The sequence below is a fragment of the Rhizobacter sp. LjRoot28 genome (assembly GCF_964253025.1).
In the GTDB taxonomy this organism is placed as follows: domain Bacteria; phylum Pseudomonadota; class Gammaproteobacteria; order Burkholderiales; family Burkholderiaceae_C; genus Rhizobacter.
The window spans coordinates 2105052-2126333 of sequence record NZ_CAXUQC020000001.1 but is presented as its reverse complement, the minus strand read 5'-3'; the positions used below and the strand labels follow the sequence as shown (position 1 = coordinate 2126333).

Genomic DNA, 21282 nt, shown 5'->3' with positions numbered 1-21282 from the left:
GTCAGTTGGACTGGCTGCCCTGGGCCGCGAAGGTGAGCTTGGGCAGGCCGGCGCGACGCGCCGCATCCATGACCACGATGACCGACTGATGCGCCGCTGCAGCGTCGGCCGAGACGATCAGGGTCGTGTCCTTGTTGCCGCCGGACGCGGCCGCCAGTTCGCGCGCCAGGCTGTCGACGGAGCGGCCGGTGATGGCCCGGCCGTCGATGGCATAGCGGCCGTCGTTGGAGATGGCGATGATGACCTCGCGCGGGTTGTCGCGCGGTCGCTCGGCGTCGGCGACGGGCAGCGTGATCTGCAGCTCCGTGAACTTCGAGTACGTCGTGGACAGCATCAGGAAGATCAGCACCACGAGCAGCACGTCGATGAACGGGATCAGGTTGATCTCCGGTTCCTCGGGGTGGTGCTTGCGAAACTTCATGGCCATGGCGAAAACCTCGGGACGTCAGGCCGCGGGAGCGGCGGGCTTGCGGACCGAGAACCGCATCAGGTGCGGCACCATGCGCTCGGAAGCCTGCTCCATCTCGAGCGTGTAGGCGTCGATCTGACCGCGGAAGTAGCGGTAGAACATCAGCGCAGGAATGGCGACGATCAGGCCGAAGGCCGTGTTGTACAGGGCGATGGAGATGCCGTGCGCAAGCATGGCGGGGTTGGTGCCGCCGCTGGGTGCCTGCGACCCGAAGATCTCGATCATGCCGATGACCGTGCCCAGCAGGCCCAGCAGCGGCGCGGCCGACGCGATGGTGCCGAGCGTGTTCATGAAGCGCTCCATCTTGTGCACGGCGGCGCGACCCGCGTTCTCGAAGGCGTTGCGGAGCACGTCTTCGGTGATGCGGGGATCGGCGATGACGACGCGCAAGCCCGTCGCGAGGACTGACCCGAGGATGGAGTTGTCAGCCAGCTTGTTCACCACGTCGGCGGCGGGCAGGTGGGCCCGCGTGACCGAGATGACCTCCTCGAGCAGCTTGGGTGGTGCAACGCGCGAAGGCCGCAGGCTGGAAAGCCTTTCGATGACGAGCGCCAGGGCGACGACGGAACAGAGAATCAAGGGCCAAATCGGCCAGCCAGCGGCTTGTATGATCGAAAACAATCCGGTCCTCTTTGCTGTGATTGCGAGGGGAAGTGGCCCCGGTGACCCGGGGCGGGACGGGCGATTATGGCCCGAAGGCCGGCCAAGTTTGCCGACGAGTGCAACGGTTCGTTTGACGGAGCCCGCGGCGATCGGAAAATTGCACGCACCACCTTGTCGCCAGTCCACCGCTGCTGTGGATAACTTTGTGGGAAAGTGGGCTCGAAACGCCGCCAAGCCGCGAAAAATCAGGGCCTCCATCAGATTGCTCAAAGTTTAGGCATGAAAAAATCCTTGCAAATCAAGCACTTGCGTGATTGTGAAAGCGGCGTGACAGCGTCGAACGACGTTCAGGCCGCGTGCCGGCGAGCTGTGGAGTTCTCGGCCCGCGCCAATGCTCGCTTTCCCGATGATTGAGTCCCCGGCGCCACAGCCACAGCGGCTCGTGTGGGGCGTCGCCGCGCTCGTGCACGCCGTGGCCGACACCTTGGCGGCCCGCTATTCGGCCTGCACGGTGCGCGGCGAACTGTCCGGTTTCTCCCGGGCGGGCAGTGGCCACTGCTACCTGAGTCTCAAGGACGCCGACGGAGGCAACGCGCTGCTGCGCTGCGCCATGTTCCGGCGCGCCGCGAGCTTGCTCGACTTCACGCCTGCCGACGGGCAGTTGGTGGAGGTGCGCGGGCGCATTGCCGTCTACGAGCCGCGGGGTGACCTGCAGTTCGTCGTCGAGTCGATGCGCCGAGCAGGTGCCGGCGCCTTGTTCGAGCAGTTTCTCCGGATGAAGGCGCGGCTGGAAGCCGAGGGCCTGTTCGCGGCCGATGCAAAGCGGCCGCTGCCGCCGTTTCCTCGCACGATCGGCGTGGTGACGTCGCGCGGCGGCGCCGCGCTGCACGATGTCCTCACCGCCTTGCAGCGGCGGGCTCCGCAGGTGTCGGTGGTCATCTACCCGAGCGTGGTGCAGGGCGCGGAGGCGCCGGCGGCGCTGGTCGAGGCCATTGCAACGGCGGCGCGCCGGGCCGAAGTCGATACGCTGATCGTCTGCCGAGGGGGTGGCTCGCTCGAAGACCTGTGGGCCTTCAACGACGAGCGCGTCGTGCGGGCCGTCGCGGCCTGCCCGCTGCCGGTGGTCTGTGGCGTAGGGCACGAGACCGACGTCACGCTGGCTGACCTGGCTGCGGACGTTCGCGCACCCACACCGACGGCTGCAGCGGAGCTGGCGGCGCCCACCAGGACGGCGTGCCTCGATGTACTCGACGCCTTTGCCGGCGTCATGTCGAATCGGGTGCATCAGGTGCTTGACGTGCAGGCGCAGCGGCTCGACCGCGCTACCGTGCGCCTGATGCGCCCGGCCGACGGCGTGCGACGTCACACGCAGCGACTCTCTCTGCTTGCTCATCGGCTGGGAGGCGCAGCCGGCGAGGTCGTGCGCCGACAGTCACTCCGCCATGACGCCCTGGCGGCCCGCTTGACGCGTGCACAGGGCGTTGCGCTGGCGAGCGCGGGCGTGCGGCTGCAGTCGCTCGCGTCGCGGCTGGACGGACTCGATCCGGCGCGCGTGCTGGCTCGCGGCTATGCATGGCTCGAAACCGACGGGGGCAGGGCCGTCACGTCGGCGGCCTCTCTCGCGCCCGGCCAGATCGTGCGAGCCGTTCTCGCGGACGGCGCGGCCACGGCCGAGGTGCGCGACGTCAGCATGAAGCCTGCCGACGACCGATAATTCCGGCCGCACAGCAGGTCTGCACCCGCTGCCTACAATCGCCGGGTCAGACCCTCGAACCACCGAAAGGAATACGCATGGAACATACGCTGCCGCCGCTGCCGTACGCAATGGATGCCCTGGCTCCGCACATGAGCAAGGAAACGTTTGAGTATCACTACGCCAAGCACCACAACGCTTACGTCACGAACCTCAACAACCTCCAGAAGGGCACCGAGTTCGAGAACATGGCCCTGGAAGACATCGTCAAGAAGTCGTCCGGTGGCATCTACAACAACGCCGCCCAGGTGTGGAACCACACCTTCTTCTGGAACTGCATGAAGCCGAACGGCGGTGGCGAGCCCAAGGGCGCCCTGGCCGCGGCCATCGAAGCCAAGTTCGGCAGCTACGCTGCCTTCAAGGAAGCCTTCACCAAGAGCGCCGTGGGCAACTTCGGTTCGGGCTGGACCTGGCTAGTGAAGAAGGCCGATGGTTCGGTCGACATCGTCAACATGGGTGCGGCCGGAACGCCGCTCACGACGGGCGACAAGGCGCTGCTGACCGTCGACGTGTGGGAGCATGCCTACTACATCGACTACCGCAACCTGCGCCCGAAGTTCGTCGAGACCTTCCTCACCTCGCTGGTGAACTGGGACTTCGCGGAAAAGAACTTCGCCTGAGGCTGAAGGAAGACTCGGCGGCCTCCCGGCCGCCGCGCCTGAAGAAAAGCCGGTCAGTGACCGGCTTTTTTCATGGCTGCCGTGACTTGAACGGCTCGCCTGACAGCTTGTAGCCCGGCTTGATTCCGCGTTTGGCGAACCACCCCTGGTTCATCTCGAGCACGTAGCGCACCGGCTGCTTCGAGCAATGCGAATTCAGCGTCTGCGGCTGCATGTCCTCGATGTTGACGATGGTGCCGTCATCGGCGACGAATGCGGTGGACAGGGGTAGCAGGGTGTTCTTCATCCAGAAGCATTGCTTGGACGGCTCGGGAAAGATGAACAGCATGCCCTCGTTGGTCGGCATGGACGGGCGGTGCATCAATCCGGTCATGCGCTGTTCGTCCGTCTGGGCGACCTGGGCCCGGATGTTGTGGATGCCTGCGCCCAGCGGGATGGCCGGCAGGTTCTGGGGGACCTGGGCGAGAGCCGAACAGGCGAGGAGCAGGGCGGCCAGGGCGGCACTGAAGCGGACGCGAAGTAGAGTGGACATCGTGTTCAGGGGGACGTTTGCGCTGGGGCAATTATGGTGCGGGACACCCCTTCGACGTACGCAGTGACCGAAGGCGGGGCCCGCATGCGTGGCATAGAATCCCGGAGGGCTTATCGAGTTCCACCCCTCTCATTGCATCGACCGGAGCAATCTCATGTACCAGCACATCAAAGTGCCCGCCAACGGGCAGAAGATCACCGTCAACCCCGATTTTTCCCTGAATGTTCCGGACCAGCCCATCATTCCCTTCATCGAAGGCGATGGCACCGGCGCTGACATCACGCCGGTGATGATCAAGGTGGTGGATGCTGCGGTGGCCAAGGCCTACGGCGGCAAGAAGAAGATCCAGTGGATGGAGATCTACGCTGGCGAGAAGTCGACCAAGGTGTACGGCCCTGACGTGTGGCTGCCCGAGGAAACGCTTCAGGTGCTGCGCGACTACGTGGTCTCGATCAAGGGACCGCTCACCACGCCGGTCGGTGGTGGCATCCGCTCGCTCAACGTCGCGCTGCGCCAGGAACTCGATCTCTACGTTTGCCTGCGCCCGATCCAGTACTTCAAGGGCGTCCCTTCGCCCGTGAAGGAACCCGAGAAGACCAACATGGTCATCTTCCGCGAGAACTCGGAAGACATCTACGCCGGCATCGAATTCGAAGCCGAGAGCGAGAAGGCCAAGCGCCTCATCAAGGTGCTGCAGGACGACTTCGGCGTCAAGAAGATCCGCTTCCCCGAGACCTCGGGCATCGGCATCAAGCCCGTGTCGCGCGAAGGCACCGAGCGCCTGGTGCGCAAGGCCATCCAGTACGCCATCGACAACGACAAGCCGAGCGTCACGATCGTCCACAAGGGCAACATCATGAAGTACACCGAAGGTGGCTTCCGTGATTGGGCCTACGCCCTGGCCCAGAAGGAATTTGGCGCCCAGCTGATCGACGGCGGCCCGTGGTGCAAGTTCAAGAACCCGAACACGGGTCGCGAGATCACCATCAAGGATTCCATCGCCGACGCGTTCCTGCAGCAGATCCTGCTGCGCCCGGCCGAGTACTCGGTGATCGCCACGCTGAACCTGAACGGCGACTACGTCTCCGACGCCCTGGCGGCGCAGGTTGGCGGCATCGGCATCGCCCCGGGTGCGAACCTGAGCGACTCCGTCGCCATGTTCGAAGCCACCCACGGCACCGCGCCGAAGTACGCTGGCAAGGACTACGTGAACCCCGGCTCCGAGATCCTCTCCGCCGAGATGATGCTGCGTCACATGGGCTGGACCGAAGCGGCCGACCTCATCATCAGCTCGATGGAAAAGTCGATCGACTCCAAGAAGGTGACGTACGACTTCGCTCGACTGATGGACGGCGCCACCCAGGTGTCGTGCTCGGGCTTCGGTCAGGTGATGATCGACCACATGTGATCCCGTTGCGGGACGGCGCATGACGTTCTGCAAGGCCCTGCTTCTGCAAGGAAGCGGGGCCTTTTGTTTTCCCGTCTCGTTCGTCTGCGTCGAGCCGGCGAGTGGGACGTCTTCGGCCAGAAGACCGACGCCCTGAAACGACGCGTGAGCGGTTGCGGCGGGCGGTGGTGAGCACGGCGAAGCACATCACCCTTCCCATGCCGGGCGACTTCTGCGAGCCACCTGGCCATGACGTGTGCCGGAGGTGCTCAACTGCGACGCCGTGGTCCAGCGGACGCGGCATCACCTCGACGACCTGTACAACATGTCGGTCCCCGTCTCCCGCGATCAACTCTCCGCGGCGCGGTCTCGTTGAAGTGGCGCGGCGGCGGACCGAAGGCAAGCGTCCGCAGGCGGACGCTCATCCTTTGCGCGCGTTTGCCTCGTCCTCCCGAACGTGCTTGATGATGTAGCGAATGAAAAACACGCCCATGCCCAGCATGAACGTCAGGCCGGCGGCGCTCATCAGGCCGACCTCGGTGGTGAAGAGTTCCTTGAGGGCTTGCATCGATGGCTCCGCAGTGAATGCCAATGCATTGAGCGCGTTCTTTGCCGAAGCGTCATTGCGCTCGGGCAATGCGGCTTCATCCGGCACACCGCGGTGCCACGATGGTTTCTCTTGCGAACAAGAATGGTTCGCATTAGAGTGAATCATGTTGCCTTGCTTTCACGCCCCCGACTTCTCGCGCCGGCTTGCCCGGGCGCTCGCGCGCTTGCAGCGCACCGGCGTACATTCCCTGGGAGAGTTCCTGTGAACGCGCCTACACCGAGTTCACCGCGCGACATGCGTGATGACGCGACAAGCGTCCTGCCTCCGCCCCGGTCGACAGCGCCGCGCCGTTTGCGCAGCATCGACCTGCTGGCCGGGGACGACGAGATCGAGATTCAGCACGACACCCAGGTCTACCGCCTGCGGCGCACCTCGCTGGGCAAGCTGATTCTCACCAAGTAGGCGCGGGAGACGACAGACCGGGAGGCTTCCCCGGTCGATCGACAGCCTCGGCAGGCGGCGGCCTCGAAGTGCGCCTCTCGGCCGGCATCCCGCGCGCGCTGCGATGGTTTGGACGCCGCGCTCGACGAGCGAACGCAGCCTCTCGAATTCCCTCAGGCGACGTCTTCCGCGCTGGTCACCGGCGATGCCGCAACCTGGGCCGCCTCTCGCAGGGCGCGTTCCAGTGCGCTGCGACTTGGCGACTCGATGAAGACGCACTGCTTGCCCGTCCGCTTGCAGTGGTCCTTCACCCGCCAGTACGCCCCGTGGCTGATGCAGCCGGTCTGGCACAGCACCAGGTCGGCGGCACCCAGGGTGTCGTCCAGGCGTGCCGTGCCTTCGGACTCACCGCCGTCGTGATGGAGGAAGCGGCCGCCGTGGCGTTCGACCACCTGTCGGTAGGCGGGAACACTGCCTTGGCGACCACCGACGCAGAGCACGGCCCGGCTTTCCAGGGCGACGGCCGCGTCGCCGTTGATCGGGGCCACTGAGGACGTCTCGACCGCGTCCGGGCGACTCGCCAACCGCTCGGCGCGGGCACGCTGGAGCTCGGCGTCGGCCTGCGCGGTGGTGACCGCGCGCTGAAGGTCTCTGACCTGTTGCGCCAGCCGCGCGTTTTCCCCGACCAGGTCCAGGCGCTGGCGAAGTGCGGGCGTGGCGGACTCCAGGGACTGGATGTCATCGCGCAGCTGGGCGACCAGGCTGTCCCGGACCATCAGAAGGGCTCGCAGACGGAGCCGGTCGGCCTCGAGGACATCGATGCGATCGCACTGTTCACGCACCATGCGTTGTGCGCGTTCGCGGGCATCCGCCAGTTCCCGTTGCAGTTCGACGCCTTCGCGGGCGAGCGCCGCCATGCGCGCGCTGTCCACCCGGTTGACCATGCCGACCTGGTGCTGACGCATGTGAACTTCACCGAGCACCTGGTGGGTGAACACGGCGTCACATCGGGGATGCGACAGCGTCGCCCACAAGACGCCTGCGAGATCGTGCCCGAGTGAAGCCTCCCGCCACCAGGTGGCAAGCGCCTCGGTGGTGCGCAGCTTCTGCGAGCGCGAGACGCTGAGGGCAAAGCGACGGTCGAGTTCCTTCTGCAGCGCCTCGGCCACCCGGTTGCGTGACTTGCTCGCAGTGACCACGAGGCAGTGCAGGTCGTAGTCGCTCGCCGCGGAAACCTCGGGCATGAGCTTGGGCACGAGATGCCGAAGGGATTCGATCGGAAGGCACACACCGACCACGGGGCAATGCGCATGGGCGTCCAGCTCCCAGAGCCGCGTGCGGCGTGAGCCCTCGGCCAACCGGTCGGGCAGGGCCACCCCGCCGAACGGATCCGGCGCTTCGGCCGGTGAGGCGATGGCGCTGAAGACGTGGCCCGCGGTTCCCGCGGGCGAGCGACCCCGGTGATCACACATCAGCGGTCTCCCCTGCATGCGGGCGAGCCGGCGCGGCGATGGAACGGGGGGGCGTCGGGGGCGTGGTGGCAGGGCAAGGCAGGGGGTCAAGACGGCAATGGCGGGCAGGCACGGGGTCTCTCCTTCGGGATGGCGACGTGCTGGCGGCGGCTGGCAGGGCGGTGGGCTGGACTTCGGCCGGGCGTGGCCCATGAGAGCCACGTCGGACAACGCCACTTTAATGAGAATGATTCTCATCGGCAAGCGGAATCGCGAGAGACCACGGCTTGCGGGTCACCGGGCGCCGGGGTTGCGCAAATGCAAGTCCCTCATCAAGCTTGCGGGGATGCTGGGGCCGGTGGGCCTCTGCATCGACGCACCCCGCGCTCACCGTGTTCGCCCCTTGGCATCAACCCAACTGCAGGACCGCCCGATGAAACAACCGCTTCAGATCCAGTTCCTCGGAATGGAGACTTCCCCGGCCGTCGAGGCGCTGGCGCGCGAGAAGGCGCTCAAGCTGGACCGCTACTGTCCGGACATCATGTCGTGCCGGATGGTGATCGAGCACTTGAACAAGCACCAGCACCAGGGTCGGCAGTTCGCGGTGCGCATCCATGTGACCGTGCCGGACCATGAACTGGCGGTGGACCGGGTCGTCAGCGAAGACGTGTACGTCGCCCTGCGCGACGCGTACCAGGACATGCGCCGCCAGCTCGAGGACACGACGCAGCGGCGTCGCGGCTTCGAGAAGACGCACCCGACGCCGGTGAGGGGCGAGGTTGTGCGGTTCGACGGTGCCGGGCAAGCCGGGTTCATTCGCACCGGCGACGGTGACGAGTACTACTTCGATGCCAGCAACGTCGTCGGCCAGCCCTTCGAGCACCTGTCGGTGGGAGCAACGGTCCAGTTCATTCCGGAGGTCGGGCAACAGGGGCGGCAGGCAAAGCGAGTCAGTACCGGCAAGCATGGCGGACCGGGCGAGATGCCGGCCGCCTCAGACGACAGCTGACCGCGCTGCACGCGTGGGCGGGGCCGGTCGGCCTTTCGTGGCGTCGGTCGCGCGCACCAACAAGACCGTGATCGGAGCGGTGTGCAGCACCTGCGCCGCATCACGGCCCGACACCATCCGGCCCACGCCGCGGCGGCCGTGCAATGCCGATGCCACTGAGATCCTGCACTTGCTGTCGACGATTGCCCGAGGGAGCCGCGTGAATGGCGCGGCTGCCGAGGCAATGTGTCGCTGCTTCATTGCGCCAGCGCAAGCGGCCACCGAACCGGGGGACTACGCTGGAGGCCATCGACCGCGGAGGACCGGGACATGCCCGCACGCAACGCAGAAGTGGCCACCGTGCTTGGCGAGATCGCCGACCTGCTCGAGATCGAGGGCGACAATCTCTACCGCGCGCGCGCCTACCGGAATGCCGCACACGCCGTGGCCGCTCTGCGGCCGAGCATCTACGGCCTCGTGGCCGAGGGCGCATCGCTGCACGACCTGCCGGACATCGATCCGGAACTGGCGATGCGGATCGCCGAGATCGTTCGAACCGGGAGCTGCCCGCTGCTGGACCGTCTTCACCGCGAGCTTCCGGAAGCCATCACCGAACTCCTGAAAGTGCCCGGCATCGGGCCGAAGCGCGTGCATCAGCTCTACAGCAAGCTGGGCATTCGCTCCCTCCAAGACCTGCACCATGCCGCGCAGCAAGGCCGCGTGCGCAGCGTGCCGGGGTTCGGCGCCCTGATCGAACGGCGCGTGCTGGAAGCGACCTCGGCCCATCGTGCGCGTCCGAGGCGATGGCTCCGGCCTCACGTCCTCCCCGTCGCGGAGTCGCTGACCGCCTATTTGTCAGCGATGCCGGAGGTCGAGCACGCGCTGGTGGCCGGCAGCGTGCGGCGCGGCCGTGACTCCGTGGGCGACCTCGATCTCGTCGTCTCGACCTTCGCGGCCAGCGAGGTTGTCGAACGCTTCGGCCATCATGAGGACGTTCAGGAGGTCCTGTCCAGCGGACCCGCGCGGGCCAGCGTCGTGCTGAACACCGGCCTGCAGGTGGACCTGCGGGCGGTCGACCCGTCCCAGCTGGGCGCGGCGTGGCTCTACTTCACTGGTTCCAAGGCACACAACCTCGCCTTGCGTCGCCACGCTGCGGCGGTCGGGCTCAAGCTCGATGAACGCGGACTCCATCGCGGTCGCCGCCGGATCGCGGGCGACACCGAGTTGTCGATCTATGAGGCCCTGGGCCTCCCGCTCCTGGCGCCGGAACTGCGGGAGGATCGCGGCGAACTGGAGGCCGCGCGCCTCAACCGGCTGCCACTCCTCGTCGAATCGGAACACTTGCGAGGGGACCTCCACATCCGCAGCGCCGCCTTGCGCGCGCCTGGCTCCATCGCGTCATTGATTTCGGCAGCTCGCAGCCTCGGCCTCGACTACCTGGCCATTGCGGACGCCGCAACCCCGGAGGGCGAACTGCCGCGCATCGACGCCGATGCCCTGGCGCGCCAGGCTGACGAGGTCGACCGCATCAATGCGTCGCTCCAGGGATTCCGGTTGCTCAAGGGCGTCGAGGTGGAGATCCTGGAGGACGGACGCCTTGCTCTGCCGGACCGCCTGCTGGCGCGGCTGGACCTGGTGATCGGTGCCGTCCGCACGCATTTCGAGCTCTCGCGGCCTCAGCAGACGGATCGGCTGCGCCGAGCGATGGACAACCGGCATTTCACGGTGCTCGCTCATCCGACGGGACGGCTGATCGGTGAACGGCCGGGGTGCGACATCGACCTGCAGGCCGTCGTTCGACACGCCAAGGCACGCGGCTGCCACCTCGAGTTGGATGCCCAGCCCTCACGGCTCGACCTCGACGACCTTGGCTGCCAGCTCGCCCACGACGCCGGGGTGCTTGTCAGCATCTCGTCTGCCGCCAGCGATGCGGCAGGGCTGCGCCACCTGGACGCGGGCATTCTGCAGGCGCGCCGCGGCTGGCTGGAGCCGGACGACGTGCTGAATACCCGTTCGCTCGAAGCCCTCACGCCGTTGCTGCGGCGAACGATGGTGTGAGCCGGCGCCGCCCGTTCAGGGTCGTGCAGGCCAGGCCCCGGGGCCTTCTTCGGTCAGTAGCCAGGCGCGCAGCGTCTCCGCCACGCTCCACGCCTGAGCGATGCAGCCGCGCGGCAGGAACGGCGCTTCGGCATCGAAGATCTCGCTGATGCTGCCGACGCCGGCGTCGGTCAGGTGGGCAGGCAGTCCGGCGACAAGCTCTCGCGCCGCAGCGCGGTCCGGATGAACCTTCAGCCACGCATCGACGAAGTGGCCGAACAGCCAGGGCCACACCGTGCCCTGGTGATAGGCGGCGTCGCGCGTGCGCAGGTCGCCGTGGTAGTTCGACTTGTAGTCGGGATGACCCGGCGACAGCGTGCGCAGGCCGTAAGGGGTCCACAGCTGCTGCTTCACGGTGTCGAGGACCGGGGCCCAGCGGTCGCGTTCGAGTACCGGGTGCCGCAACGACATGGTGAAGACCTGGTTCGGCCGGACGGCTGGGTCATCCCCGTCTTCGCCGTCCGCCACATCGATGAGCTGGCGCGTGGTGCTGTCCCAGTACCGGCGGTTGAACGACGTCCGGGCCTGCTCGGCCCGGGCCAGCCAGTCTCGAGGCGGGCGGTCGAGGGTGGCAGACCAGTCCACCATGAGGCGCAGCGCGTTGTACCAGAGCGCCTGGATCTCCACCGGCTTGCCGCGTCGGGGGGTCACGACCCAGCCATCGACCTTCGCGTCCATCCAGGTCAGCTGGTACCCCGGAGCGCCCGCGCGGATGAGGCCGTCGCTCGCATCGACGCCGATGCCGTAGTGCGTTCCGCCGACATGGTGGGCCACGATGTCCTCGAGGACCGGAAAGAGTTCATTCAGCAGCGTGGTATCACCGGTGGTGGCGACGTAGCGGTCGATGGCATGGAAGAACCACAGCGTGGCATCGACCGTGTGGTACAGGGCTTCCCGTTCGCCTTCGGGAAAGAGGTTGGGCAGCAGGCCGTCCTTCACGTAGCGCGAGAAGGTCTGGAGGATGGATCGCGCCTCGCGCCGGCGACCGGTGCACAGCGTCAGTCCCTCCAGGCTGATCATGGTGTCTCGACCCCAGTCCCCGAACCAGTGGTACCCCGCGATCACCGTCCTGACCTGGTCGCCGGCGGCTCCGGCGCGGAGCGTTTCGTCCAGCCGGCTTCCGGGCACCACGATGAACTGGTCGGCAGCAGCGACCAGCCGGGCCGCGACGCCCGTCCGGGCCGCAGGCGGGGCGAGCGCGACCAGGCCCTCGACACGGCGGCGCTCGTCCTCGATGGCCGCAGGGCCGTCGATGTCGAGGGTCTCCCAGCCTTGCGTGCCGGCCACGAACGTCAGGGGCTCGCCTGCGCGAAGCTCCGCGGAGAAGTAACCGAGGCTGAACAGGTGCTCGCTGTGGTCATAGCCTCGGACCTGCTCCACGCGGTACAGCGCGTTCTCGCCGATCACCTGGTCGCACGAGAAGACGCCTCCACCCGGATTGAGCCGGAACCGAACGAACAGATCTCCCGGGGATTGCTTGATCTCGTAGCGCCCGCGCCCGTAGGTGAGCACGAAGGGCCAGTCACTCTGTGGCTGGAGCACCGCGTCCTGCCGGCGGAACGCGACGAACGGGCGCAGCCGCAGCGACGCCCGTTCCCCCGCGAGCAGCCGGTACACCACGCACACCGTGTTCTGGTTGTGCGGCATGACGATGGTCTTCTCGATCACCTGGCCGTTGACCTCGAAGACCCAGGTCGGCATCAGCGCGTCGAGCCGGAACTCCCGAAGGCAGCGGTGCACGTCGTTGTGCAGGTGTCCATCGAGGTACTCGGCGCCGCCGATGGTCACGTGGCGATCGCCGCAGCTGATCTCCTCGTCGAACCGGGAAATCAGGATGTGGCGGCCCTTGGGCTCGGCGAGGTTGGGTACGAAGAGACCGTGGTACCGGCGCGTGCCGATGCCGAGAAGGCTACCGGACGCGAAACCACCGAGGCCGTTGGTCACGAGCCATTCGCGGTCGCGCAAGGGGGCCGGGTCGTCGCCCGGCTGCCAGGTGAGCTGGATCGGGTCAGGCAGCATCTTGAGAGGTCTCCGGGGGTTCGACGCGCGCTTCGGCACGCAGGAAAATGGCGCTCTCGCCGGGAAGCCGCCAGCCATCGGCGACCTGCGGCTCGGTGATGCCCGGCCCGTCGTAGGCCGGGTCGTCGCTCGACCACACCCTTCGCCAGGCGTGGCCCCGCGGCGGGGCGAGCAGGGGCTCGGGGACGGGGCTGACGCGCCGCTCATGACCCAGGTTGACGAGCAGCAGGCGGTCCCCGCATGCAGCGTCGAACCAGCGCAGGATGAAGGCATCGTCGCCCAGCACCGCGCCATCGATGGCGTCCCGGCGTTGGGCCGCGATCACCGGGTCGGTGCGCCGCAAGGCAAGCAGGTCGCGGTGCAACCGGTACACGGGCGCATGGGTCGCGCGCTCGGTGAAGTCGAGCTTGCAGGCACGGAAGGTGGATTCCGCGGCCGGGTCGAGCACCAGCGCCTGGGCTTCGGCAGATGCGAAGGGTTCGAACTGCGCCACGAATTCGCGACGGCCAGCCCACACTTGCCGGGCCAGGTCGGGGACGTGGTCGGCAAAGAAAGTGAACGGCGTGCTGGCCGCGAACTCCTGTCCCATGAACAGCATCGGTGTCTGCGGGCCCAGCAGCAGCAGGGCGGTGAGCGTCCGGTTCCTTGCCGGGCTGGTCAGACGCGTCAGCCGGCGACCATCCAGCGTGTTGGCCACCTGGTCGTGGTTCTGGGTGAACACGATGAAGGCGGCTGCCGGCTGGTCCGTGACCTGGCTGCCTCGCGGCTGGTTTTGCCAGCCATAGTGCTGTCCCTGGAACAGGAAGCCCCGCTTCACGGCCGAGACGAACTCCTGGGCGTGGCCGCGGTGGTCGTGAAAGTAGCCCTCGTGACGTCCTGTCGCGGCTACCCGGGCTGAATGGTGGAAGTCGTCGTTCCAGAGCCCGTCGAGTCCGTGCCCGCCGCGCTCCTGCGGGTCCACCGTGTGAATCTGCTGCGGCTCGTTCTCCGCGACCACGACGATCCGACGCCCCGTGGCCGCGGCGGTCTCCCGGGCGCTCGCCGTCAACTCGGCCACGATGTGCAGGGGGCTTGCGTCATGCATGCTCTGCGTCGCGTCGAGGCGGAGGCCGTCGAGGTGGTACTGACCGATCCAGTGGCAGGCGTTGCCCACGAAATAGGCGCGCACCGGCCCGCTGTTCGGGCCGTCGAAGTTGATGGCCTGGCCCCACTCGTTGGCGTAACGGTCGGTGAAGTAGTCGGCACTGTACGACGCGAGCACGTTGCCGTCGGGCCCGAGGTGGTTGTAGACGACGTCGAGGATCACAGCCAGGCCCAGGCCGTGCGCCGCGTCGACGAACCGCTTCAACGCGTCGGCGTCGCCATACACGTGGTACGGCGCATAGAGCAGCACGCCGTCATATCCCCAGTTCCAGCGGCCGGCGCACTCGGCCACCGGCATGATCTCGATCGCCGTCACGCCCAGTGCCTTGAGCTCAGGCAATTCCCGGCTCGCGGCATCGAACGTGCCTTCGGTCGTGAAGGTGCCAATGTGCAGTTCATAGATCACCTGGCCCGCCAGGGTGATTCCCTGCCACTGCGCGTCCCGCCACCGGTAGGCGCCCGGGTCCGTCACCATCGACGGCCCGTGAGGTCCTTCCGGCTGGTAGCGGCTGCAGGGGTCGGGGAGGGAATCCGCATCGTCCAGCCGGTAGCGGTACAGCGCGCCGGGCCCGATGCCGGCGATCACGCCGCCGAAGTGCCCGTCCGGTTCCCGGACGAGCGGCACGCTGTTGCGTCGCGCGCCTGAGCCGCCGGCGAGTTCGACCCGAACCTGCCGGGCCGCAGGAGCCCAGACGCGGAAGCTCGTCCCGTCACCCTGTGCGCGGGCGCCGAGGACGTGGTCAGGCGTGGCGGCAGACGATTTCAAGATGCGGCGAGCAGGATGTTGATGACGCCGCTGCAGAGCAATCGACGTTCCGGCCCGCCGGCCGGCCGGCAGCGAGGCGTTTCGCCCGAGCGGGGGTCAAGCGAAAGACCCACGGCCTCTCGATGGCACATGGCGCTGGCGCGGAGAGCCCGCTCACCCTCTCGAACAGGGCGGGGATACGGGGGCGAGATGCCTCGCGCCGCGTCGGCCAGAGCTGCGAGTGCACGGGATCGACACGCTCAAGCGCGCCGCGACTGGCTGCGACGTGGCGCCCTTCGGGCCGAGGCCAAGGTTCAGCAGCCGTTGCCGGCCAATTGGTTTGTCAGTCGCAACGGCTCAAGGCGCGCGCAGAACCCGCGGCCAGCATGCGTCGGGCAGGCGACTCAGCCTGGTGCGCTCAAAGCGTGGGCGCGCGACTGCGAGGGGCCGTCCCGGCCCCCGCTCGCAGCGGCTCTTGGCCGGGTCAGGTGGCGGCGAGTTCGCTGGCCGCGTGCTCGCTCGGGGCGACCTCGGCAAGCGGTCCATCGTCAAGGTCGCCCTCGACCATCTCGGCGGCACCCGCCTTCAGGGGACGAATGTTCTGGGCCAGGCGCCCCTTCGGCCCCTGGACGAGTTCGTAGGACACCGACTCGCCCTGCTGGAGGGTCCGAAAGCCCTCCATCTGGATGGCTGAAAAGTGCGCGAAGACGTCTTCGCCACCGCCTTGCGGTTCAATGAAGCCGAAGCCCTTGGCGTCGTTGAACCATTTCACGATTCCGATGGTCATTCTGGGTTCTCCCGATCCCTTGTTGTGCACAAATTCTCGGTTTGCCGTGGTCGGCTTGTCAACACCAACGATTGGGGGGGAGGGTCCCGGCCGTCCGCTCCGCTTAAATAAATGTGAGCGGGGCCTCATTTCGGGCCTTGAGGCGCCCGGGGGTGGCTCAATATCCATCCCTGTGACCGGCAAACGTGCCAACTCGATAGAATCTTTCCATGCCAGAGGAAAAGCCGATCCCACCTCAGTCGCCGAAGCCAGCGCTGCCCGATGACGGGCAGGGGGCTGTCGTCGCCGAGCGCCAGGCCGCCAAGACGGAACCGCCTCGCATGTACCAGGTCGTGTTGCTCAACGATGACTACACGCCCATGGAATTCGTGGTGATGGTCTTGCAGGAATACTTCAAACGAGATCTGGAGACAGCCACGCAGATCATGCTCAAGGTCCACAAGGAGGGCCGGGGCGTCTGCGGTGTCTACACGAAGGACGTGGCAGCAACGAAGGTCGAACTGGTGGCAACCGCGGCACGCCGCGGGGGTCATCCTTTGCAATGCATTATGGAGGCCGCATGATTGCGCAAGAGCTTGAAGTCAGCCTGCACATGGCGTTCGTCGAGGCGCGCCAGCAGCGCCACGAATTCATCACGGTGGAACACCTGCTGATGGCGCTGTTGGACAACCCGTCGGCGGCCGAAGTGCTGCGCGCATGCTCCGCGAGCATCGACGAGTTGCGCAAGAGCCTCGCCCAGTTCATCAAGGAAAACACGCCCACGGTGGGCGGGTCCGAGGAAGTCGACACCCAGCCGACGCTCGGATTCCAGCGCGTGATCCAGCGCGCCATCATGCACGTGCAGTCCACGGGCAGCGGCAAGAAGGAAGTCACCGGCGCCAATGTGCTGGTGGCGATCTTCGGCGAGAAGGATTCCCACGCTGTCTACTACCTGCACCAGCAAGGCGTGACGCGGCTTGATGTCGTCAACTTCATCGCCCACGGCATCAAGAAGTCCGACCCGCCCGAGACCCCGAAGGCCAGCGACGGCTCCAGTCCCGAAGGCGAGAAGGAAGAGGGCGAGGGCAAGGGGTCACCCCTTGACCAGTTCACCCAGAACCTCAACCAGATGGCGCGCGAGGGCAAGATCGATCCCCTCATCGGGCGTGAGCACGAAGTCGAGCGGGTCATCCAGATCCTGTGCCGCCGTCGCAAGAACAATCCGCTGCTGGTGGGCGAGGCGGGCGTGGGCAAGACCGCCATCGCCGAGGGCCTCGCCTGGCGCATCACCCAGAACGAAGTCCCGGAGATCCTGGCCGACGCCCAGGTCTACTCGCTCGACATGGGCGCGCTGCTGGCCGGCACCAAGTACCGGGGTGACTTCGAGCAGCGCCTGAAGAGCGTGCTCAAGCATCTGAAGGATCAGCCCAATGCGGTGCTGTTCATCGACGAGATCCACACCCTCATCGGCGCGGGTGCGGCTTCGGGCGGCACGCTCGACGCCAGCAACCTGCTGAAACCGGCGCTCAGCTCCGGCGCGATGAAGTGCATCGGTGCGACCACCTTCACCGAGTACCGCGGCATCTTCGAGAAGGACGCCGCGCTGTCGCGTCGCTTCCAGAAGGTCGATGTCGTCGAGCCCTCCGTCGAGCAGACGGTCGAGATCCTGAAAGGCCTCAAGTCGCGCTTCGAGGAGCACCACAGCGTCAAGTACGCCCTGGGCGCCCTGCAGGCCGCGGCCGAACTGTCGGCCAAGTTCATCAACGACCGGCACTTGCCCGACAAGGCGATCGACGTGATCGACGAGGCGGGTGCGGCACAACGCATCCTGCCCAAGAGCAAGCAGAAGAAGACCATCACGCGCAACGAGGTCGAGGACATCGTGGCGAAGATCGCCCGCATCCCGCCCGCCAGCGTGTCCAGCGACGACCGCTCCAAGCTCAAGACGCTCGACCGCGACCTGAAGAGCGTCGTGTTCGGCCAGGAGCCGGCCATCGATGCCCTCGCCGCCGCGATCAAGATGGCGCGCTCGGGCCTCGGCAAGCCTGACAAGCCGATCGGTTCCTTCCTGTTCAGCGGCCCTACTGGGGTGGGCAAGACGGAAGTGGCCAAGCAGCTGGCGTTCATCCTGGGCATCGACCTGATCCGCTTCGACATGAGCGAGTACATGGAGCGCCATGCCGTCAGCCGGTTGATCGGCGCGCCTCCGGGCTATGTCGGCTTCGACCAGGGGGGTCTCCTCACCGAGGCCATCACCAAGAAGCCGCATGCGGTGCTGCTTCTCGACGAGATCGAGAAGGCTCACCCGGACGTCTTCAACGTGCTGCTGCAGGTGATGGACCACGGCTCCCTGACCGACAACAACGGGCGCAAGGCCGACTTCCGCAACGTCATCATCATCATGACGACGAATGCGGGTGCCGAGACCATGAACAAGTCGACCATCGGCTTCACCAACGCCCGCGAGTCGGGCGACGAGATGGCCGATATCAAGCGCCTGTTCACGCCGGAGTTCCGCAACCGGCTGGATGCCATCGTGAGCTTCCGTGCGCTGGATGAAGAGATCATCATGCGCGTGGTCGACAAGTTCCTCCTGCAGCTCGAGAGCCAGTTGTCCGAGAAGAAGGTCGAGGTCACGTTCAGCGACGCCTTGCGCAAGCTGCTCGCGAAGAAGGGCTTCGATCCGCTGATGGGTGCGCGTCCCATGCAACGCCTCATCCAGGACACCATCCGCCGCGCCCTGGCGGACGAACTGCTGTTCGGCAGCCTGGTGGACGGGGGACGACTGTCGGTCGACGTCGATGCGGATGGCAAGACGGTGCTGGACATCCAGCCGCCGCGCAAGAGCGACAAGCCCAAGGCCGAGCCCGCCACGGCGAGCTGAAGCCGAGCGCCGTGAGGCGCCCTGTGGTGAGTGAGCAGACGAACGGGGCCTTGGGCCCCGTTCGCTTTTGTGCATCTAGCCCGCAGCGCGGGGAACGTCCGCGGGCGCCACCGTCAGTGGCGCGCGATCGGGTCCTGGCGGAAATAGTTGCGCAGCAGCTCGTAGATGTCGGGATGCGCGTGCCGAAGGTCCGTGGGCGCGACAAAGAACGCCTCGCAGGCGACCGCGAAGAACTCTTCCGGCGCCTCGGCGCCGTAAGGGTCGAGGACCGTCTCGCGTCCGCTGTCGACGGCGTGGCAGAAGGCGTCGAACGCTGCGTTGAACGCCGGTCCCCATTGCCTCGCGAGGGCAGGGTTGTCGAGCGGCGGTCGACCGTCCGCCTGGCCGTCATTCATGTCGAGCACGTGCGCGAACTCATGGATGACGACGTTGTAGCCCCATTCGGCCGTGTCGCCCGCCTGGGCGACGTCTTCCCACGAGAGCATCAAGGGGCCGCCGTCCATGGCTTCCCCTGTGAGCGGCTCCTCGTAGTGGTGCACGACGCCGGCCTCGTCGACGACCTCGCGGCGCGCCACGACTTCACCGGGATGAACGACGATGCCCACGAAGTTGTCATAGGCCTCTAGGCCCAGGTGCAGCACCGGCAGGCAGGCCTGTGCCGCGATCGCGACCGCCATGTCGTCCGTGACGGAGAGGCCGCCAGCTCCGTGGAATTCCTTGCGGTCGAGAAAGAGCGTGCTGAGTTCCCGCAGGCGCTGCTGCTCATCGGGCTCCGGCAACCGCAGGAAAGGAAACCGCGCCAATGTCAGGGCCCAGAGGTCATCCGGGATGGGCCGTTGTCGCAGGGCCTTCCGGTCTCGCCAGCGCTGAAGCGCGCCCCACCACGACACCATGCCAGCGCTCAGCCGGGAAGGGCGACTGGCGCCACCCGCTGCAGGCCCGATGCAGTCCAGCGCAGGACCTCGGCGCGCAGCGGCGCATGATCCAGGTCCCAGTCGGACAGCACATGACGCGTTCGGCCGGGTGCCAGCAACTCGGTGGCGGGTCGGTGGGTGTGGCCGTGCACGAGCGTTGGCGAATCCGCCATGCGCAACCAGGCAAGTGCGGCAGGCACGTCGATGTCCGCCCAGTCCCTCGGTGAGGAGTCGCCCTGCTTTTTCTGCTCGCTCTGATGCCTTACCTGGGCACCGATGCGGGCGCGCTCGGCCGCCGGCAAGGCGAGGAACTGCTGCTGCCAGTCGGGTGCGCGGACCAGTGAACGGAACTGCTGGTACGCGGTGTCGGCAAGGCAGAGGGCATCGCCGTGGCTCAACAGCACGCGGGTGCCGAAGCCCACGGCCACCGTGGGATCAGGCAGCCCGTGCAGGCCGCAGTCGGCCAGCATGGCCGGGCCGATCAGGAAATCGCGATTGCCGGCCATGAAGGCAATGTGGCGCTGGGTGCTGGCGCATTGCAGCACCTCCACGCAGCGGCGCCCGAGGCCGCCGAAACGGCCGTCGTCGCCGACCCACATCTCGAGCCAGTCGCCCAGCATGACGACGGCATCTGACGCCGTGCCGAGCAGGTGGGCTTCCCAGGCTGCAAACGTGCGTGGCGTGTCCTCGCCGAGATGCAGGTCGGAAATGAAGTCGACCGCCTGCCAATGGGCGGGCAGAACCCACTCCATGGCAACGGGCGCCGTGACCTGCGCCGCCTGGGCGCTCTCGGGTTCGGAAGTCACGGCGTCCGGGTTCGCGCTCTCAGACCAGCTTGGCGCTCTGGATCACGACGTCTTCGACAGGAACGTCGTCGTGGCCGCCCTTGCGCGTGGTCTTGACGCCTTCGATGGCGTCGACGACTTCAGTGCCCGCCACGACCTTGCCGAACACGGCATAGCCCCAGCCCTGCGGCGACTCCGACTTGAAGTCGAGGAAACCGTTGTTGGTGGTGTTGATGAAGAACTGCGCCGTGGCGGAGTGGGGCGCGCTGGTGCGCGCCATCGCCAACGTGTAGTGGGCGTTCTTGAGGCCGTTGGAGGCTTCGTTCTGAATCGGCGCGTCGGTGGGCTTTTGCTTCATGCCCGGCTCGAAACCGCCGCCCTGGACCATGAAGCCCTTGATGACGCGGTGGAACACCGTGCCGTCGTAGTGACCCTTCTCGACGTACGAAATGAAGTTGCGCACGCTCTCGGGTGCCTTGGCGTCGTCGAGTTCGATACGGATCGTGCCGTGGTTGGTTTGGAGTTCGACGTGTTGGGTCATGATTGTTTTTCCAGAGTGGCTTTGCGAATGGTCACGGGCTCGGCAGGCACGTCGGCGTGCGGCGGCTTGCGGGTGGTCTTGACGGCCCGGATCTTGTCGACGACGTCCATGCCTTCGACCACCTTGCCGAAGACAGCGTAGCCGTTGCCATCCGGTGAACGGTCGGCGTTCAGCATATCGTTGTCGACCACGTTGATGAAGAACTGGGCGGTGGCCGAGTTCGGGTCCATGGTGCGCGCCATGGCGATGCTGCCGCGCTCGTTCTTGAGGCCGTTGCGGGCTTCGAGCGGGATCGGGTCGCGCGTCTTCTTCTCGGACATGTCGGCGGTGAAGCCGCCGCCCTGGATCATGAAGTTGCCGATGACCCGATGAAAGACGGTGCCGTCATAGTGGCCGTCCTTCACGTACTGCACGAAGTTGGCCACCGTCTTGGGTGCTTTCTTGGCATCGAGCTGGACGACGATGTCGCCTTGCGAGGTGTTCAGGCGCACCTTTTGTGCCCAGGCCGTGCTCACGCCGCCGAGACCGATGCACGCGACCACGACGGTGGCGCGCCAGTTGAACTTGCTCAGGTTCATCCATTCACTCCTTCGA

The 21282-nt window shown here is 66.7% G+C and carries 21 protein-coding genes; 9 read left to right on the top strand and 12 right to left on the bottom strand.

Translation table 11 applies throughout. The features are described from left to right. Position 1 precedes the first annotated feature (1 nt). Together ACSQ2F_RS09835 and ACSQ2F_RS09830 are read right to left on the bottom strand one after the other, a co-directional pair. On the bottom strand, positions 2–421 hold the full coding sequence (locus ACSQ2F_RS09835; RefSeq protein ID WP_436026784.1) for an ExbD/TolR family protein: 420 nt from the start codon (positions 419–421) through the stop codon (positions 2–4). Between the two features lie 24 nt (positions 422–445). After that, positions 446–1090 carry a MotA/TolQ/ExbB proton channel family protein gene (locus tag ACSQ2F_RS09830; protein WP_436026783.1) on the bottom strand — a complete coding sequence of 215 codons (645 nt, stop codon included), beginning with the start codon at positions 1088–1090 and terminating at the stop codon, positions 446–448. A 261-nt stretch (positions 1091–1351) separates the two neighbouring features. Between ACSQ2F_RS09830 and ACSQ2F_RS09825 the strand changes: the two genes are divergently transcribed. The 3 genes from ACSQ2F_RS09825 to ACSQ2F_RS09815 all read left to right on the top strand — a co-directional run bounded on the left by ACSQ2F_RS09825 (position 1352) and on the right by ACSQ2F_RS09815 (position 3445). Beyond that, positions 1352–1486, top strand: a complete 135-nt coding sequence (locus ACSQ2F_RS09825; RefSeq protein ID WP_436022215.1) for a hypothetical protein — start codon at positions 1352–1354, stop codon at positions 1484–1486. Beyond that, complete coding sequence (gene xseA / locus ACSQ2F_RS09820) at positions 1479–2786, top strand: exodeoxyribonuclease VII large subunit (RefSeq protein ID WP_436022213.1); 1308 nt, start codon at positions 1479–1481, stop codon at positions 2784–2786. Before ACSQ2F_RS09825 ends, xseA begins: the two co-directional genes overlap by 8 nt. 77 nt (positions 2787–2863) lie before the next feature. Then, positions 2864–3445 (top strand): superoxide dismutase, encoded by a 582-nt coding sequence (locus ACSQ2F_RS09815; protein ID WP_436022211.1) that lies wholly within the window; start codon positions 2864–2866, stop codon positions 3443–3445. 70 nt (positions 3446–3515) lie between these two features. Here the strand turns inward: ACSQ2F_RS09815 and ACSQ2F_RS09810 are convergent, their stop codons facing one another. Beyond that, positions 3516–3977 (bottom strand): DUF192 domain-containing protein, encoded by a 462-nt coding sequence (locus tag ACSQ2F_RS09810; protein WP_436022209.1) that lies wholly within the window; start codon positions 3975–3977, stop codon positions 3516–3518. A gap of 154 nt (positions 3978–4131) precedes the next feature. On the opposite strand from ACSQ2F_RS09810, the gene icd reads away from it, so the two are divergent. Further along, positions 4132–5385, top strand: a complete 1254-nt coding sequence (icd, locus tag ACSQ2F_RS09805) for an NADP-dependent isocitrate dehydrogenase (protein WP_436022207.1) — start codon at positions 4132–4134, stop codon at positions 5383–5385. A gap of 400 nt (positions 5386–5785) precedes the next feature. Here the strand turns inward: icd and ACSQ2F_RS09800 are convergent, their stop codons facing one another. Further along, a complete protein-coding gene (locus ACSQ2F_RS09800; RefSeq protein ID WP_436022205.1) occupies positions 5786–6079 on the bottom strand; it encodes a DUF3149 domain-containing protein in 294 nt (97 codons plus the stop codon). Positions 6080–6265: 186 nt separating this feature from the next. On the opposite strand from ACSQ2F_RS09800, the gene hemP reads away from it, so the two are divergent. After that, the gene (gene hemP, locus ACSQ2F_RS09795) at positions 6266–6376 is read left to right on the top strand and encodes a hemin uptake protein HemP (RefSeq protein WP_436022203.1); all 111 of its coding nucleotides are present in this window, start codon (positions 6266–6268) and stop codon (positions 6374–6376) included. 152 nt (positions 6377–6528) lie between these two features. On the opposite strand, the gene ACSQ2F_RS09790 is transcribed toward hemP, so the two are convergent. Further along, the gene (locus tag ACSQ2F_RS09790) at positions 6529–7827 is read right to left on the bottom strand and encodes a DUF2325 domain-containing protein (RefSeq protein ID WP_436022201.1); all 1299 of its coding nucleotides are present in this window, start codon (positions 7825–7827) and stop codon (positions 6529–6531) included. Between the two features lie 412 nt (positions 7828–8239). Between ACSQ2F_RS09790 and ACSQ2F_RS09785 the strand changes: the two genes are divergently transcribed. Both ACSQ2F_RS09785 and ACSQ2F_RS09780 read left to right on the top strand, forming a co-directional pair. Next, positions 8240–8815 (top strand): HPF/RaiA family ribosome-associated protein, encoded by a 576-nt coding sequence (locus tag ACSQ2F_RS09785; RefSeq protein WP_436022199.1) that lies wholly within the window; start codon positions 8240–8242, stop codon positions 8813–8815. A gap of 309 nt (positions 8816–9124) precedes the next feature. After that, positions 9125–10852, top strand: coding sequence for a helix-hairpin-helix domain-containing protein (locus ACSQ2F_RS09780; protein ID WP_436022197.1), 1728 nt, complete (start codon positions 9125–9127; stop codon positions 10850–10852). 15 nt (positions 10853–10867) lie between these two features. On the opposite strand, the gene ACSQ2F_RS09775 is transcribed toward ACSQ2F_RS09780, so the two are convergent. The 3 genes from ACSQ2F_RS09775 to ACSQ2F_RS09765 form a co-directional block, all read right to left on the bottom strand. After that, on the bottom strand, positions 10868–12910 hold the full coding sequence (locus tag ACSQ2F_RS09775; RefSeq protein ID WP_436022195.1) for an amylo-alpha-1,6-glucosidase: 2043 nt from the start codon (positions 12908–12910) through the stop codon (positions 10868–10870). After that, on the bottom strand, positions 12900–14819 hold the full coding sequence (gene treZ / locus ACSQ2F_RS09770) for a malto-oligosyltrehalose trehalohydrolase (RefSeq protein ID WP_436022193.1): 1920 nt from the start codon (positions 14817–14819) through the stop codon (positions 12900–12902). The genes ACSQ2F_RS09775 and treZ overlap by 11 nt, the downstream gene beginning before the upstream one ends. A 463-nt stretch (positions 14820–15282) precedes the next feature. Next, the gene (locus ACSQ2F_RS09765) at positions 15283–15585 is read right to left on the bottom strand and encodes a cold-shock protein (protein ID WP_436022191.1); all 303 of its coding nucleotides are present in this window, start codon (positions 15583–15585) and stop codon (positions 15283–15285) included. Between the two features lie 209 nt (positions 15586–15794). Between ACSQ2F_RS09765 and clpS the strand changes: the two genes are divergently transcribed. Then, on the top strand, positions 15795–16148 hold the full coding sequence (gene clpS / locus ACSQ2F_RS09760) for an ATP-dependent Clp protease adapter ClpS (protein WP_436022189.1): 354 nt from the start codon (positions 15795–15797) through the stop codon (positions 16146–16148). Continuing rightward, positions 16145–18448, top strand: a complete 2304-nt coding sequence (gene clpA / locus ACSQ2F_RS09755; protein WP_436022187.1) for an ATP-dependent Clp protease ATP-binding subunit ClpA — start codon at positions 16145–16147, stop codon at positions 18446–18448. The genes clpS and clpA overlap by 4 nt, the downstream gene beginning before the upstream one ends. A 113-nt stretch (positions 18449–18561) precedes the next feature. Here the strand turns inward: clpA and ACSQ2F_RS09750 are convergent, their stop codons facing one another. The 4 genes from ACSQ2F_RS09750 to ACSQ2F_RS09735 are packed head-to-tail and all read right to left on the bottom strand — an operon-like array spanning position 18562 to position 21266. After that, positions 18562–19341, bottom strand: a complete 780-nt coding sequence (locus ACSQ2F_RS09750) for a zinc-dependent peptidase (protein ID WP_436022185.1) — start codon at positions 19339–19341, stop codon at positions 18562–18564. A gap of 8 nt (positions 19342–19349) precedes the next feature. Further along, complete coding sequence (locus ACSQ2F_RS09745) at positions 19350–20168, bottom strand: UDP-2,3-diacylglucosamine diphosphatase (protein ID WP_436022183.1); 819 nt, start codon at positions 20166–20168, stop codon at positions 19350–19352. A gap of 19 nt (positions 20169–20187) precedes the next feature. Beyond that, positions 20188–20688, bottom strand: a complete 501-nt coding sequence (locus tag ACSQ2F_RS09740) for a peptidylprolyl isomerase (RefSeq protein WP_436022181.1) — start codon at positions 20686–20688, stop codon at positions 20188–20190. Further along, positions 20685–21266, bottom strand: a complete 582-nt coding sequence (locus tag ACSQ2F_RS09735) for a peptidylprolyl isomerase (RefSeq protein WP_436022179.1) — start codon at positions 21264–21266, stop codon at positions 20685–20687. The genes ACSQ2F_RS09740 and ACSQ2F_RS09735 overlap by 4 nt, the downstream gene beginning before the upstream one ends. Positions 21267–21282: the final 16 nt, after the last annotated feature.

Excerpts from the sequence above, each read along its gene's own strand:
- ACSQ2F_RS09790 (WP_436022201.1), bottom strand. The coding sequence starts at position 7,827 with ATGTGTGATCACCGGGGTCGCTCGCCCGCGGGAACCGCGGGCCACGTC.
- ACSQ2F_RS09765 (WP_436022191.1), bottom strand. The coding sequence starts at position 15,585 with ATGACCATCGGAATCGTGAAATGGTTCAACGACGCCAAGGGCTTCGGC.
- icd (WP_436022207.1), top strand. The coding sequence starts at position 4,132 with ATGTACCAGCACATCAAAGTGCCCGCCAACGGGCAGAAGATCACCGTC.
- ACSQ2F_RS09775 (WP_436022195.1), bottom strand. The coding sequence starts at position 12,910 with ATGCTGCCTGACCCGATCCAGCTCACCTGGCAGCCGGGCGACGACCCG.
- ACSQ2F_RS09835 (WP_436026784.1), bottom strand. The coding sequence starts at position 421 with ATGAAGTTTCGCAAGCACCACCCCGAGGAACCGGAGATCAACCTGATC.
- ACSQ2F_RS09800 (WP_436022205.1), bottom strand. The coding sequence starts at position 6,079 with ATGATTCACTCTAATGCGAACCATTCTTGTTCGCAAGAGAAACCATCG.
- ACSQ2F_RS09750 (WP_436022185.1), bottom strand. The coding sequence starts at position 19,341 with ATGGTGTCGTGGTGGGGCGCGCTTCAGCGCTGGCGAGACCGGAAGGCC.
- clpS (WP_436022189.1), top strand. The coding sequence starts at position 15,795 with ATGCCAGAGGAAAAGCCGATCCCACCTCAGTCGCCGAAGCCAGCGCTG.
- ACSQ2F_RS09815 (WP_436022211.1), top strand. The coding sequence starts at position 2,864 with ATGGAACATACGCTGCCGCCGCTGCCGTACGCAATGGATGCCCTGGCT.
- ACSQ2F_RS09825 (WP_436022215.1), top strand. The coding sequence starts at position 1,352 with ATGAAAAAATCCTTGCAAATCAAGCACTTGCGTGATTGTGAAAGCGGC.
- clpA (WP_436022187.1), top strand. The coding sequence starts at position 16,145 with ATGATTGCGCAAGAGCTTGAAGTCAGCCTGCACATGGCGTTCGTCGAG.
- ACSQ2F_RS09810 (WP_436022209.1), bottom strand. The coding sequence starts at position 3,977 with ATGTCCACTCTACTTCGCGTCCGCTTCAGTGCCGCCCTGGCCGCCCTG.
- ACSQ2F_RS09735 (WP_436022179.1), bottom strand. The coding sequence starts at position 21,266 with ATGAACCTGAGCAAGTTCAACTGGCGCGCCACCGTCGTGGTCGCGTGC.
- xseA (WP_436022213.1), top strand. The coding sequence starts at position 1,479 with ATGATTGAGTCCCCGGCGCCACAGCCACAGCGGCTCGTGTGGGGCGTC.
- ACSQ2F_RS09785 (WP_436022199.1), top strand. The coding sequence starts at position 8,240 with ATGAAACAACCGCTTCAGATCCAGTTCCTCGGAATGGAGACTTCCCCG.
- ACSQ2F_RS09780 (WP_436022197.1), top strand. The coding sequence starts at position 9,125 with ATGCCCGCACGCAACGCAGAAGTGGCCACCGTGCTTGGCGAGATCGCC.
- ACSQ2F_RS09740 (WP_436022181.1), bottom strand. The coding sequence starts at position 20,688 with ATGACCCAACACGTCGAACTCCAAACCAACCACGGCACGATCCGTATC.